Genomic DNA, 14,934 nt, shown 5'->3' with positions numbered 1-14,934 from the left:
GGCCACCATGAACAAGTCCGCCGCCCTCCCCATGCAACACGCCGACCATGCCGAACGCCGGGGCTTGCTGCTCGGCTTCATCGGCGTGGCCATCTTCAGCCAGACGCTGCCATTCACGCGCATGGCCGTCGCCGAGTTGGATGCGACCTTCGTGGCACTGGCGCGTGCCGTTCTGGCAAGCGTTCTGGCGCTCGTGCTGCTCGCGGTCACGGGCGCGTTCTCGGCCGGCAAGCGCCCGCGCGGCCATCAATGGTGGCAATTGGCGGTGACGGCGATGGGCGTGGTGGTCGGCTTTCCGCTGTTCTCGTCGCTGGCGATGCGCGATGTGCCGGCAGCGCATGGCGCCATCATCACCGGCCTGCTGCCGCTTGCGACCGCCATCTTCGCCGCCTGGTTTGGGCGCGAGCGGCCGTCCCCCGGGTTTTGGCTCTGCGCGGTCATTGGCAGCGTGCTTGTTGTTTCATTTGCACTGCTGCAAGGAGCGGGCGCCCTGCACCGCGCCGATTGGCTACTCTTCGCCGCGATGGTGACCGGCGCCCTCGGCTATGCCACCGGCGGCAAGCTTGCGCGCGAGCTGGGCGGCACGCGGACGATTGCCTGGGCGCTGGTCGTCTCGCTCCCTGTGCTGCTCCCGATCGTGGGGGCGCTAGCGTGGATGCCGTCATCCCATCAGGCCGAAGCCCTGGTGCATGCGTCGTCCCGTGCCTGGATGGGGCTGGCTTATGTATCGGCCTTTTCCATGTTCATCGGCTTCCTGTTCTGGTACTCCGGCCTGGCGGCAGGCGGTGTTGCGCGGGTCGGGCAGATACAATTGCTGCAACCTTTCATGACGTTGATCGGCGGCTGGCTGCTGCTGGGCGAATCGCTCGATGCGCCGACCGTACTGTTTGCGCTGGCCGTGATTGCCGTGGTCGGCATCGGCCGGCGCACGTCGGTCCGCCGATAGCAACGTCTTCCCTCTTTTGTTGACCGCACTTACCAAGGAGTCTTCATGACCGCCTCGCACGACGCTCAGGCCAAGCTCAAGCAACTCGGCATCGAACTGCCTGCCGCCGGCGCCCCCGCTGCCGCCTACGTCATGGCCGCGCAAACCGGCAACCAGGTCTTCCTGTCCGGCCACATCGCCAAGAAAGACGGCAAGCCGTGGGTTGGCAAGCTCGGCGCCGACATGACCACGGAACAAGGCAAGGCCGCGGCACGCGCCATCGCCATCGACCTGATCGCCACGCTGAACACGCACCTGGGCGGTGATCTCAGCCGCGTCAAGCGGATCGTCAAGGTGATGAGCCTGGTCAACTCCACCCAGGAGTTCACCGAGCAGCACTTGGTGACCAACGGCGCATCGGAACTGTTCGTCGAGGTGTTTGGCGACGCCGGCAAGCACGCACGCAGCGCCTTCGGCGTCGCACAGATTCCGTTTGGTGCGTGCGTCGAGATCGAGCTGATTGCAGAAGTCGCCTGAGCGACGCTTTTTCCTGCTGTGCCACCGGCAGCCGGCCAGTGTTAGACGGGTCGGTTGCCTGCTATTCTCACCGTCTTGCCCACCCACGGCGCTCGCTCACGAGGTGGGCGCTGTAACACTAGGACCACACCATGGACCACACCGCCTGTACCTTCTCCAGCCGCGCTCAGAAACTGACCAGCTCGGCGATCCGGGAAATCCTCAAGATCACCGAACGTCCTGAGGTCATTTCGTTTGCCGGCGGCCTGCCCGCCCCGGTCACCTTCCCGGTCGAAGCGATTCAGGCGGCGTGTGCCCGCATGTTTGCCGACAATCCGCAGGCCTCGCTGCAATACACGCCGACGGAAGGCCTGTCGGTGCTGCGCGAGTGGATTGCCCAGCGTCATGGCACCACCGCCTCGCGCGTGCTGATCACCACGGGCTCGCAGCAGGGCCTGGACCTGCTCGGCAAGATCTTCATCGACCCGCAAAGCAAGGTGCTGGTCGAAACGCCGACGTACCTGGGCGCGCTGCAAGCGTTCTCGCTGTTCGAGCCGACCTATACGTCCATCGCCACCGATGACCAAGGCCTGCTGCCGGACGCGCTCACGCCGGAGCTGGCGGCGGGCGCGCGCTTCTTCTACACGATCCCGAACTTCCAGAACCCGACCGGCCGCCGCCTGCCGCTGGACCGCCGCCAGGCCCTGGTGGCCCGCGCGAAGGAACTGGGCGTGCTGCTCGTAGAAGACGATCCGTACGGTGAACTGAGCTACACCGGCGACGCCCTGCCCTCGCTGCGCTCGCTCAATCCGGACGGCGTGGTCTACATGGGCTCGTTCTCGAAGATCCTGGCACCGGGCATGCGCCTGGGCTACATCATTGCGCCCGAACACATCCACTTCAAACTCGTGCAGGCCAAGCAGGCATCGGATCTGCACACGCCGAGCTTCACGCAGCGTGTGGCGTACGAGGTGCTGAAGACCGGGCTGCTCGATACGCACATCCCGAGCATCCGAAACCTCTACGGCAAGCAATGCGAAGCGATGCTCGACTCGCTCACGCGCCACATGCCGGCCGGCGTGCACTGGAACCGTCCGGAAGGCGGCATGTTCATCTGGGTGGAAGTGCCGGAAGGCATCGACACGATGGCGCTGCTGGAGAAGGCCGTCGCGCGCAACGTGGCGTTTGTGCCGGGCGCGCCGTTCTATGCCAATGCGCCGCGCCGCAACACACTCCGCCTCGCGTTCGTAACAGTGACACCGGAGCGTATCGAGCAAGGCATTGCCGTGCTGGGCGAGTTGATGCGCGCGGAAATCGCGGCGCTCACGCCCAAGGCCGCCTAAATTACCTAACTAACCACTCCATCCATTCAAAAAAGGAGCCGTCGTCGATGCTGCGGATCTGGGGAAGACTCTCTTCGGTCAACGTTCAGAAGGTCGTCTGGTGCGCGCATGAGCTGTCGCTGGACCACGAGCGCATCGACGTCGGCGGCGCCTTCGGCGGCGTTGACACGCCGGAATTCAAGGCGATGAACCCGAACGGGATGATCCCTGTCATCGAAGATGGCCTGGACGATGCCGGCGACACGCGCTTCGTGCTGTGGGAATCCAACGCCATCGTGCGCTATCTCTCGGCGCGCTACGGCCCGGGCAACCTCTACCCCCTCGAACTTCACGAGCGCGCCGATGCCGACCGCTGGATGGATTGGCAGACCACGTCCTACAGCCCATCGATGGTGGATGCGTTCCTGCAGCTCGTGCGCACGCCGGAAGACCAGCGCGACGCCGCGCGCATTGAACGCTCGCGCCAGGCCGCGGAGCGCAGCACCGCCATCCTCGAAGCCGTGCTGGCCAAGCAGCCGTACGTGGCCGGCCGTCGCTTCACCATGGCCGACATCGTCTGCGGCTGCGCCACGCACCGCTGGCTGGGCCTGCCGATGGACCGTCCTGCGCGACCGAACCTCGAGCGCTGGATGGCCGAACTGCGCGACCGCCGCGCCGCGCGGGAAGTCCTGGCACTGCCCGTGGTCTAAGCCCGCCTGAAACCGATTGCGGTAGCATCATCAACCGCGCACGGCACCGACGCCGGCGCGGTTTTTGTTTTCACCGAGGGAAACCCGGATGCCATTGAACCGACCTTCAACGACCGTCGCCACGGCCCTCTGGGGCGCGCTTTACCTGGTTGCCGCCATCGTGTCGCACCGGCTGAACGGGCCGATCGACATGACGGGCTACATCTGGCTGCCGGCGGGCGTGGCCATGGCCGCGTTCATGCTGCGGCCGTATCGCGAATGGCCCGGGCTGGGGGCAGCGTTTGCCGTGGCGCAGCTGATGCTGGCGGCGATCGAGCGCACCAACCCCGCGCACGCCATGCTCTTCGTGCTCGACGAAGCCGGTAGTGCGGCCCTGGCCGTGGCGCTGGTGAGGCTCGCGCGCGTGCCGCTCGAAGGCCTCTACTTCGTGCGCGCAATGCTGGTGGCGGGCGCGGTCAGTGCGCTGCTTGGGGCGTTGTTCGGCGCGGCGTGGTTTGCCTGGTCGCAGGGCGGCTCGTTCGGACACGTGCTGCGCATCTGGGCGGCTTCGGATTTCCTGGGCGTGCTGATCGTCACGCCGGTGCTCGCGGCATGGTCGCGCTTTCGCGCATTCCGCTCGGGTGGCACCGACCGCACGGATTTCCTGCTCGGTCTGGCGGCCGTCGTTGCGCTGGCGCTGTCGTCATACATCATTTTCGATGGCAACAGCGATGCCAAGTTTGGCGATGGAATCGGCTTTGCGCTGACGTACGTCCCGCTGTTCTTTGCCGTGGTGGTGGCGCTGATGTGGGGCGGCCGCGGTGGCTCGTTGGCGGTGCTGCTGCTCACGCTGGTGGCGCTCACGCAAACCGCCGAAGGCGACGGCCCGTTCGCCGTGCTGGATCACCACTATGGCCAGTCGCTGCTGGAAACGCAGCTGTACCTCGGCATTGCCGCGCTGCTGGTGCTGCTGGTGAGCGCACTCAAGACCACGCGCGAACAACTGCACGAGCAAAGCGCGCAGTGGCAAAACCGCGTCGAACTGGCGCTGGCGGCGTCGGGCCAGCTTGTCTACACCATCGACCCAGCCAGCGGCCGCATTGACTGGGGCGGCGACGTCGCGCTCATGTTCGGACACGAACCGGCAAGCATGGCGTCGATCTCGACCGTACTGCAACTGGTGCATCCGGATGACCGCGATGCGCTGCGCGCGCGCTGGCTCGGGGCCGCCGTGCTGGAGGGCGATGCAGCAACGCCCGCACGCCGCCAGACGCTGCGCATCACCGCACGCGACGGCACACTGCACACCGTGGTGGATACCGGTCGCCCCCTGACGGATGCGGTTGGCAACACGGCGCTCGTGGCCGGGACCTGGTCGGTCGAGACCGCACTGTGACCCCATCGGTGCCCGGCAGCACGGCCGTGCTGCTGATCCATGGTCTGGGCGGCACAGCCTACGACGTGGGCGTGCTGCAGAAAGCGCTGCGCAACGCCGGCGCGGTCACGCACGTGCCGACCTTGCCCGGCCACGGCACGCGCCCGGAAGACCTGATCCACATGCCTGCCGAGGCGTGGCTTGAAACGCTTACGCAAGCGTATGAACGGCTTGCCGCCGAGCATGACACCGTGCATATCGCGGGGATGTGCATGGGCGCATTGCTGGCACTGGTGCTGGCGCACCGGGTTCGGCATGGCATTGCGCGCCCGCAGAACAGGCTGGCGCTGCTCGCCACGCCCGTCCATATCGATGGCTGGTCGACACCGTGGTATCGGGATCTACGCTACGCGGTGTATCGCATCCCGGGCATGGCGGCGCGCATGCGCGTGGAAGAGGACGAGCCGTTCGGCATCAAGAACCCGCTGTTGCGGCGGATCATCAAGGCGAAGCTCGCACGCGGTGACAGCTTCCACTACCCGTGGGTGCCGCTGGCGTGCATTCGGCAGGTGGACCGGCTGCGACGCTGGGCACTGGCCGGGGCGCCCGATACGCAGTGCCAGACGCTGGTGATCCATTCGCGTGAAGACGAACTCACCAGCCTGCGTTCCGCCCAAACGCTGCAGGCCACCCTGCCCCATGCGCGCAGCGTGGTGCTGGAAAACAGCTACCACATGATCTGCGTGGACAACGACCGCGATCAGGTCGCAGCAGAGGTCCTTGGCTTTTTCGGCTTCGACCCGGCAGCAGCCAGGCGCAAAGGCCCAGCCGCCGCAGATTGATGCCGACGCCGATCAGGCGGCCGGCCCGGCCGTCTCGTGCTCGTGCGCCGCGTCCAGCCGGCGCTGCCGCTCGCTGCCCTTGAACACGCGCCGCACCACCACAAAGAACACCGGCACCAGGAACACCGCCAGCACCGTTGCAGCGATGATCCCGCCCAGCACGCCCGTGCCGATAGCGCGCTGGCTGGCCGATGCCGTGCCGCTTGCAAGCGCCAGTGGCACGACGCCAAACGCAAACGCGAGCGACGTCATCACGATCGGCCGGAACCGCAACCGCGCAGCTTCCAGCGTGGCTTCAATCAAGCCCATCCCTTGCGCCACCAGATCCTTGGCCACTTCGATGATCAGGATCGCGTTCTTGGCCGACAGGCCGATGGTGGCAATCAGCCCGACCTTGAAGTAGATGTCGTTGGGCAGGAAGCGCAGCGTGGCGCCCAACAGCGCGCCCAGCACGCCGAGCGGCACCACCAGCAAGACCGCCAGCGGAATTGACCAGCTCTCGTACAGCGCGGCCAGGCACAGGAACACGACGAGGATCGACAACGCAAACAGCGCCGGCGCCTGCGCGCCCGACAGCTGCTCCTCGAACGACTGCCCCGTCCACTCGTAGCCGAAGCCTGCAGGCAGGCCGCGCGCGATCGACTCCATCGCCGCCATCGCCTCGCCGGAGCTATGACCGGGTGCAGGCGCGCCGGTGATCGTCATGGCCGGAAAGCCGTTGTAGCGATCCAGCTTGAGCGGCCCGACGATCCACTTGGTGGTGGTGAATGCGGAAAGCGGCACCATGGCCCCTGCTGCATTGCGCACGTGCATGCGGCCAAGCTGCTCGACCGAAACGCGCTGCTTGCCGTCGGCCTGCACGATCACGCGGCGCACCTGGTTGCGGTAGACGAAATCGCCCGCGTAGTCGGAGCCGAACATCACGGCCAGCGTGCGGTTGATGTCTTCGATCGACACGCCCATCGCCAGGGCTTTCTTGCGGTCCACATCGATCAGAACCTGCGGCGCATCGCCCTGGCCTGCAAACGTGACTTCCGACAGCGCAGGATGCTTCGCCGCCTCGGCGAGCATGTGGTCGCGTGCCTGCGCGAGGCGCTCGTAGCCGGCACCGCCGCGGTCTTGCAAGCGCAGGTCGAACCCCGGCTTGCTGCCCAGTTCCGGCAGGGCCGGCGAGTTCATCGCCATGACCATCGCGCCCTTGATCTTGCCGAATGCCGCGTTGGCGCGCTCGACCACGGCATCGACATGCTGGCCAGCACCCTTGCGCTGCTTCCAGTCCTTGAGCGTCAGGAACAGCATGGCCGCGTTCTGGCCGTTGCCGTACAAGCTGAACCCGGTGATGGCGAGCGTAGACGCCACGGCCGGTTCCTGCGTCATGAAGTACTGCTCTGCCTGCCGAACGACGTCGAGCGTCTGCGCCTGTGTGGCGCCGGTCGGCAGCATGACGACGGTCATGAACTCACCGGTATCTTCCTCCGGCAGAAAGGCCGTCGGCAGTTGCATGAACAGCAGCACGACCACGCCGATAACCGCGCCGTACGCCACCAGTGCACGGCCCGTGCGATTCAGCAGCATGGCAACGCCGCCCCGGTAGCGTGCCGTCAACCGCGCAAAGCCCCGGTTGAATGCGCCGAAGAAGCCCTTGCGCTCGGCGCCGTGGTCCGGCTGCACCGGCTTGAGCAGCGTCGCGCAAAGCGCCGGCGTGAGCGTCAATGCCAGGAATGCCGAGAACACCATCGACACGGCAAGCGACAGCGAAAACTGCCGGTAAATGTTGCCTACCGCGCCGCCAAAGAACGCCATCGGCACGAACACTGCCGTCAGCACCAGCGAGATGCCGACAATCGCACCGCTGATCTGCCGCATCGCCTTGGCCGTTGCCTCGCGCGGCGAGAGCCCTTCTTCGTGCATCACGCGTTCGACGTTTTCCACCACCACGATGGCATCGTCGACAAGGATGCCGATGGCGAGCACCAGGCCGAACAGCGTCAGCACGTTGATGGAGAAACCCATGGGCAGCATCACCGCGAACGTACCCAGCAGCGCGATCGGCACGACCAGCGTCGGGATGAGCGTCGCGCGCAGGTTCTGCATGAACAGCATCATCACCAGGAACACCAGCACCACGGCTTCGAGCAGCGTCTTGACCACCTGCTCGATGGCGATACCGACAAAGCGCGAACTATCGTACGCCACCTCGTAGCGCACGCCGGGCGGGAATCGCGCCTGCGCTTGGTCCAGCACCGCGCGCACGCGCTTGGCGACGCCCACGGCGTTGGCACCCGGCGCCAGTTTGATTCCGATGGTCGTGGCCGGCTTGCCATTCATGCGCGAGAGGTATAGGTAATCGCTACCGCCCAGTTCCACACGCGCCACATCGCGCAGCAGCACCATGCGGCCCTGCGCGTCCGCACGCAGCGGGATCTGGCCGAACGCATCGGGCGTAGTCAGCCCATCGTCACCGGTGACGCTCGCGTTGATGGGCGCGCTGCCCGGCACGGCGCCGCTGCCAATTTCACCCACGGTGATGCGCGCGTTGTACCGGCGCACGGCATCGCTCAAATCACCGGCGGTCAGGCCCAATGCAGTCAACTTGTCGGCATCGGGCCAGATGCGCATGGCGTATTCCGCATCGAACAACTGCGCAGTGCCGACGCCCGGCACGCGGCGCAACTGCGGAATCAGATCAGACGAAGCGAGGTCGCCCAGGTCGATGCCGTCAAAGCGCCCGCGCTCGGCCGTCAGCGACAGATACATCATGTAGTTCTCGGCCGCCTTCTCGATGCGGATGCCATTGCGGCGCACGACTTCAGGCAGGCGCTCCTCGACGATCTTCAGCCGGTTCTGCACCTCCACCGCCGCAAGATCCGGGCTCGTACCCTGCGTGAACGACAGGTTGATCGACACGTTGCCCGCCGCATCGGACGACGACGACATGTACAGCAGCCCCGGCGCGCCGTTCATCTCGCGCTCGATGATGGCGGTGACGGCACTCTCCACCGTGCGCGCGGACGCGCCCGGGTAGTTGGCCGAGATGCTGACGTTGGGCGGCGCGATGTTCGGATACTGCGCCACCGGCAGCTTGGGCAGTGCGAGCACGCCGGCCAGGATGATGGCCAGCGCAATCACCCAGGCAAAGACCGGGCGGTCGATAAAGAAGCGCGCCATGGTCAGCCTTTCTTCGGCTCGGTGTCAGCACGCGGTGCTGCGGGCACCGGCTTGACCGCCATGCCCGCTTCCAGCGCCTGCATGCCCGGAATGGCGAGGCGCTCTCCGCCGGACAGCCCACTGGTCACCAGCCATTGGTCGCCGGCCAACGTTTGCGCAGCCACGGGCCGCGCGGCCAGCGTATTGTCGGCCTGCACCACGAACACCGATGCCCCCTGGCGATCGCGCTGCAATGCGCCCTTCGGAACCGTCACCGCGCCCTGCTGCACGGCGTGCGAGAGCTTCACGCGCACATACATGCCGGGCAGCAGCAAGCCATCGGGGTTGGGCAGCACGGCGCGCATCGAAACGTTATCGGTCGCGCGGTCCACCGCCAGATCGGAGAACAGCAACCTGCCGGGGCGCTCGTACGCCACGCCATCGCTCAGGATGACCTGCACGCCGATGTCCTTGCCGCTCAATGCAGCGGCCTGGCCCTTCTTGAGCGCGCGCTGCAAGGCCAGCACCTCGGCGGCGGGCTGCGCAAAGTCGACGTAGATCGGGTCGATCTGCTCGACGGTGGTCAGCGGCGTGGCGGCGTCTTCCTTGACCAGCGCGCCTTCGGTGACCTGCGCGCGGCGCGAGCGGCCGGCAATCGGCGCCGTAACAGTGGCATAGCCCAGACGCAGTTGCGCGGTTTCCAGCGCAGCACGGCTGGACACCACGTCTGCGGCGGCCTGACGCTCTGCGGCTTGCGCTTCTGCGTATTCCAGCTCGCTCACGGCACGCGTGGCGGCCAGCCCCTTGTAGCGGGCAGCCTTGTCGCGCGCGATGGCGAGTTGTGCCTGCGCACGAGTAAGCGCGCCTTGCGCGGCGTCCACCTGTGCCTTGAGCGGCGCCGGATCGATGCGGAACAGCACCTGGCCGGCCTTGACCACTTGGCCTTCTTCATAGGCGCGCTTGAGGACGATGCCGTCCACGCGCGCGCGCACTTGCGCCGTGCGATACGGCTCCAGGCGGCCCGGCAGTTCGGTCACAAGCGGCGCATCGGAGCGCTGTGCAACGACAAACTCGACCTCCGGCGGGCCAGCGGGCTTGGCGGCCTCATCAGCATGCTTGCCGCAGCCCTGCAACGCAGCCAAGGCGCACACGCACAGCAACCACGGGGACGAACGGTAACGACGGAACAACACGGAGAACATCATGGGAAAGGGGGCTGGGCGCGACCGCGCCCGAGGTCTTGAACGAAGCGAAGCGGAAGGCTAGCACGCACATCCGCTGCAAGCTGACCGATTGATTTCCCAATCTGATCAAGACCTTACGAAGCAGGCGCTGACCGTACGCCAGGCTGGCCTGCTGCCCCTTGATGCGGTTTCAGAAGACGCGACCGAGCTGCAGGTACACGTTCCACACGCCCTGCGGCGCCACCGCAAAACCGAAGTAGAGCGGCCCGATCGGGCTGGTGCCGCCAACAAATACGCTGCCGCTCTTCAGGTAAGGGCCCTTGCCAAAGTTGTTGCGCAGCTGCCAGACATTCCCGGCCTCGGCGCTGGCGCCGAACACCGGCGCGCGCAGGCCGAGCAGATCTTCGACGCGCAGGTCGTACAGATAGGTCAGGCGGCCATACAGCATGTACTGGCCGTTGAACTGATCCTGCGCATACGCCGAAAGGTGCTGGAAGCCGCCCAGGAAGAAGCCTTCGTTGGCGCCGTTGCTCGTGTTGCCGTCGTTTTCACGCGTCGGGCTGTTGATGCCAAACTGGCCCGCCCCTTCCAACGCCACATTGAACGTGTGGCGCCCATAGCTCGTGGCCCATAAGCCCTTGGCCTGGGCGGTGTTGAACTTCTTGTCGAGCGAGCCGAAGCCCGTTTCCACGCTGCTGTAGAAGTAATAGCCGCTACGCGGGAACAGCGGATCGTCGAGCTGGTCCAGCGTGAGCTGGGCGCGGAAGGCCGGTTGCTGCGCGCGCGTGGGGTCAACAGCCGTCGCATCCACGACATTCCCGAATTCGTCCGCGATCAATTGCAGGTAATTGAACGTTGCCGTCTTCCTGACGTAGTTCACGCCCAGGCGCAGTTCACCCTTGCGGCCCAGCGGGATGCCCAGGTCAACGCCGGCGCGTGCCGTCTCGATGGTCAGGTTGTTGAACGGCTTGGCGTCCCGGGTGGGGGGCTGATCGTCAAAGTAAAGATCGGAGCGCCGGCGCGAGTACTCGGCGTACGGCGCCACGTAGAACCCGCGCGCCTGCCACAGCGGCTGGCGCAGCTCGGTATGGATGCTCGCCCGGTTGCTGCCGAGCACGATGTCGTTGCGCCACTCCAGCCCGCTCTGCGTGAGCCACGGATACCGATGGCCAAGGTTGATGTTGAATGCGCCACGCCCGTCGAAGTTGGTCGACATGCCCAGCCCGAACAGGAAGAACTGGTTGCCCCACGACTTCTCGTGTGCGTCGATCTTGAGCGTATGTACGCCGTTCTGTTCCACCAGTTGCTGCGTGACGGTTTCGAAGTCGCCGGTGGTGGCTAGCGCCGACAGCTCGCGGTTCAGCGCCTCGGCGTCATACGCATCGCCTTCGCGCACCTTGATCAACTGGCGCACACGCGCCGCAGGCACACGGCCGTTGGTGGTCACATCGATGGCGTCGATGCGCGCGCCTGCCACCAACGTGCCTTGCGGCTGATGGGCAGCGCGGTACGCGGCATACGCCTGCGGCGACAGCGACAACGTCGCGAGCTTCGCCTCGACGCCCTGCGCCGCGCGCTCGCCTTGCCGCACACCCTGCGGGCCCTTGGCGAAATCGGTGAACGAAAGTTCCGTGAGCTGTGGCTCGATCAGCACATCCTTGTCGCGCAGCAGCGCCTTTTGCGCACGCACGTTCTGGCCCACGAGGATGGTGATCATCTGTTGTGTCACCGCCGCAGGCGAGGCCAGGTCTTCAGGCCGCTCCAAGTCCGACCCGATGTTGACGGCGATGATGATGTCAGCCCCCATGTCGCGCGCAAGCTGCACAGGGAGGTTGCTCACCAGGCCGCCATCCACCAGCGTGCGCCCGCCCACCTCGAAGGGCGCGAACAGCCCCGGCACCGCCATGCTGGCCCGCATGGCCAGTGGCAGCGAGCCGTGGTCGAGAATCACCCCGTCGCCCGTGGCCAGATCCGTCGCCATGGCCTTGAACGGAATCGGCAGGCGCGAGAACTCGATGTTGTCGGGCCACTGCGCCGTCCAGTTCTTGAGCAGCGCGAGCAGGCGGTTGCCCTGCACCAGCCCGGCCGGCAGCTTGAGGTTGCCGTTGCCATAGCCGGCGGACAGGCCGATCGGATACTGGAAATCATCCTCGCGCAGCGACTGCGGCAGCTTGGCGCGATCGTTGCGATCGAACGCGATGTCGCTCAGGTCGACCTGCGAGAGCTTCTGCTCCAGCGCATCCGCCCGAATACCGCTGGCGTACAACCCGCCCACGACGGCGCCCATGCTCGTGGCGGCAATCACATCCACGGGAATGCGCAGGCGCTCCAGCATCTTCAGCACGCCAATATGCGCATAGCCGCGCGCCCCGCCGCCCGAGAGCACCAGACCGATTCGCGGCCGCGTCGATTCGGTGTTCGCCTGCGTTGGCGCCGCCGCAGTCTGGCCATGCACGGCGGGCGGCAACGTCGTCAGTGCCACAAACGCGGTAAGCACGGCGACAGCCAATCGGGAGCCGCGGCGGCGAAGCAGGAAGGCCATCAGAGAAGCCATGAATGGAGGGCGAACTAGGGTTATGGGGATGCTGGGCAGCGCTGCAGGCGCAATGATTCCACAACCCGGATTTACCCGGTGCAATTGCGTGCGCCGCGCCAAACAACGCCTCGGCGCCGATGAATACTTTTCAGGGCGAAAGTGACAGAATATTGCCGGGACCCGGACACGCTTGTTCCTACAATCCGCGTTTGCCCCTGCGAAAAGGGGCAACAGAAGACGTTCGGTATCGACAAGAACTGAAACGCCCAAACAGGAGGAGATCAAGATGTGGAATCAAGTCTATGACCCGCTCGGCAGCGCCGTGTGGTCGACCATCGCAGCCGGGATACCGGTGGCGGTGCTGCTATGCTCGCTGGCGTTCTTCCATATGCAGGCGCATCTGGCCGCCGGCCTGGCGCTGATCGTCGGGGTGGGAATCGCCTCGTTCGTGTTCGGCATGCCGACCGCGATGGCCAGCAAGGCAGCCGGTCTGGGCATCGTCTCCGGCCTGTTCCCGATTGGCTGGATTGTTCTCAACATCATCTTCCTGCACCGGCTCACCACCTTGAACGGGTCGTTCAAGGTGTTACAGAGCTCGATTTCCGGCATTACCGAAGACCGCCGCCTGCAGCTGCTGCTGGTAGCGTTCAGCTTCGGCGCGTTCTTTGAAGGCGCGGCGGGCTTCGGCACGCCGGTGGCCGTCACGGGGGCCATCCTGATCGGCCTGGGTTTCTCGCCACTGGCCGCGTCGGGCCTGGCCCTGATCGCCAACACCGCACCGGTGGCCTACGGCGCGCTGGGTGCCCCGCTCATCGGGCTGGCTTCGGTCACGGGGCTGGACCTGCTGCAGCTCTCCGCCATGGTTGGCCGCCAGTTGCCGTTCTTCTCGGTGCTGGTGCCGTTCTGGCTGATCTGGGCGTTCGCGGGCTTCCGCGGCATGCTGCAGATCTGGCCGGCAATCCTGGTGGCGGGCGTGTCGTTTGCGATTCCGCAGTTCCTGGTGTCGAACTTCCACGGCCCGTGGCTGGTGGACGTGATTGCGGCGCTGGTGTCGATGGGCACGCTCACGCTGTTCCTGAAGGTGTGGAAGCCCAAGACGATCTGGACCTCGACCGCCCTGCGCAACCGCGAAGACAACTCCCGCGTCGACCCCGAAGCCGCGGCCGAAGCCCGCGAAACCACCACGGCCACCAACGGCAAGATCACGCGCGTGCAGGCATGGTTGCCGTGGGTCATCCTGACCGTGTTCGTGTTCATCTGGGGCGTGCCGCAATTCAAGGCATTTGCCGACGGCCTCTGGGCATTCAAGTTCGCCATCCCGGGCCTCGACAAGATGGTGCTCAAGGGCCCGCCGGTGGTGCCCAAGGTGATTGCCGAAGGCGCAGTGTTCAACTTCAACGTCCTGTCGATGGCGGGTACGGGCATCCTGGTATCGGCCATCGTCGGCGGCCTGCTGATGGGCTACTCGCTGCCGCGCATGCTCAAGGAGTACTGGAACACCATCAAGCTCACGCGCTATTCGCTGCTGACGATCTGCGCGATGTTCGGCATCGGTTACCTCACGCGCTACTCCGGCCTGGACGCGACGCTGGGTCTGGCCTTCGCCCACACGGGCGTGCTGTACCCGCTGTTCGGCACGATGCTGGGCTGGCTGGGCGTGGCGCTCACCGGTTCCGATACGGCATCGAACGTGCTGTTCGGCGGCCTGCAGAAGACCACGGCCGAACAGCTTGGCCTGTCGCCGATCCTCATGTCGGCGGCCAACAGTTCGGGCGGCGTGATGGGCAAGATGATCGACGCGCAGTCCATCGTCGTGGCTTCCACCGCCACCAAGTGGTATGGCCACGAGGGCGACATCCTGCGGTATGTGTTCTTCCATTCGCTGGCGCTCGCCTTCCTGGTGGGGCTGATGATCACCCTGCAGGCTTATGTGGAGCCGTTCTCGCGGATGGTAGTGCACTGAGCCCCGCTCCCGACGGAACCCGAAAGCCGCTCAATCGAGCGGCTTTTTTCATGCGAACCCGACACGTCGAGCGAAAAACCTCGCACGTCCGGTTCCGAACTCCAGCGGCGAAGTTCAAAACCTCTCGTGTCCAGTTTCGAACCCCAATCGCCTGGTTCGACAACCTCACGCGTCGCGTTCTGAACGCCAACCACCGGGTCCAAAACCTCGCGCGTCGCGTTCTGAACCCCAATCGCCAAGTTCAACAACCCCACGCGTGGCGTTCGGAACCCCAATCGTCAAGTTCAAAACCTCACGCACGGCGTTCAGAACGCCGATCGCCGAGCCCTGCACTCCGTAAGCCGCCCCGCCAACATGGGCACTTTCACGCGCGTATCATGGGCGGCTCTTCCGCGCACGTCCCGCCCTGGGGCGTCGGTCTCCTCTTCCCCCCCC

10 protein-coding genes are annotated in these 14,934 nt (G+C 65.8%); 7 read left to right on the top strand and 3 right to left on the bottom strand.

What is annotated here, in order from left to right; all coding sequences use genetic code 11:
* Window positions 1–7 precede the first annotated feature (7 nt).
* From RP6297_RS04265 to RP6297_RS04240, 6 genes are all read left to right on the top strand, one after another.
* On the top strand, window positions 8–946 hold the full coding sequence (locus RP6297_RS04265; RefSeq protein ID WP_009238590.1) for a DMT family transporter: 939 nt from the start codon (window positions 8–10) through the stop codon (window positions 944–946).
* Window positions 947–991: 45 nt separating this feature from the next.
* The gene (locus tag RP6297_RS04260) at window positions 992–1,462 is read left to right on the top strand and encodes a RidA family protein (RefSeq protein ID WP_009238591.1); all 471 of its coding nucleotides are present in this window, start codon (window positions 992–994) and stop codon (window positions 1,460–1,462) included.
* Between the two features lie 131 nt (window positions 1,463–1,593).
* Window positions 1,594–2,784, top strand: a complete 1,191-nt coding sequence (locus tag RP6297_RS04255) for an aminotransferase-like domain-containing protein (protein ID WP_009238592.1) — start codon at window positions 1,594–1,596, stop codon at window positions 2,782–2,784.
* A gap of 47 nt (window positions 2,785–2,831) precedes the next feature.
* Complete coding sequence (locus RP6297_RS04250) at window positions 2,832–3,473, top strand: glutathione S-transferase family protein (RefSeq protein WP_004629060.1); 642 nt, start codon at window positions 2,832–2,834, stop codon at window positions 3,471–3,473.
* 88 nt (window positions 3,474–3,561) lie between these two features.
* Window positions 3,562–4,848, top strand: coding sequence for an MASE1 domain-containing protein (locus tag RP6297_RS04245; RefSeq protein WP_009238593.1), 1,287 nt, complete (start codon window positions 3,562–3,564; stop codon window positions 4,846–4,848).
* An 8-nt stretch (window positions 4,849–4,856) separates the two neighbouring features.
* Entirely contained in the window at window positions 4,857–5,669 is an 813-nt protein-coding gene (locus RP6297_RS04240; protein WP_009277354.1) for an alpha/beta hydrolase, read from the top strand.
* A gap of 12 nt (window positions 5,670–5,681) precedes the next feature.
* Here RP6297_RS04240 and RP6297_RS04235 read toward each other — a convergent pair whose 3' ends face one another.
* The 3 genes from RP6297_RS04235 to RP6297_RS04225 form a co-directional block, all read right to left on the bottom strand.
* The gene (locus RP6297_RS04235; protein WP_009238595.1) at window positions 5,682–8,837 is read right to left on the bottom strand and encodes an efflux RND transporter permease subunit; all 3,156 of its coding nucleotides are present in this window, start codon (window positions 8,835–8,837) and stop codon (window positions 5,682–5,684) included.
* A 2-nt stretch (window positions 8,838–8,839) separates the two neighbouring features.
* The gene (locus tag RP6297_RS04230; protein WP_009238596.1) at window positions 8,840–10,021 is read right to left on the bottom strand and encodes an efflux RND transporter periplasmic adaptor subunit; all 1,182 of its coding nucleotides are present in this window, start codon (window positions 10,019–10,021) and stop codon (window positions 8,840–8,842) included.
* Window positions 10,022–10,190: 169 nt separating this feature from the next.
* Entirely contained in the window at window positions 10,191–12,554 is a 2,364-nt protein-coding gene (locus tag RP6297_RS04225; protein ID WP_037027444.1) for a patatin-like phospholipase family protein, read from the bottom strand.
* Window positions 12,555–12,822: 268 nt separating this feature from the next.
* Here RP6297_RS04225 and RP6297_RS04220 point away from each other — a divergent pair, with 268 nt between their 5' ends.
* Window positions 12,823–14,499, top strand: coding sequence for an L-lactate permease (locus RP6297_RS04220; RefSeq protein ID WP_009238598.1), 1,677 nt, complete (start codon window positions 12,823–12,825; stop codon window positions 14,497–14,499).
* Window positions 14,500–14,934: the final 435 nt, after the last annotated feature.

The organism is Ralstonia pickettii (genome assembly GCF_016466415.2).
Taxonomy (GTDB): Bacteria; Pseudomonadota; Gammaproteobacteria; order Burkholderiales; family Burkholderiaceae; genus Ralstonia; species Ralstonia pickettii.
Note: the sequence above shows the minus strand (reverse complement) of the source record. Positions and strands in the feature narration are given on the sequence as shown.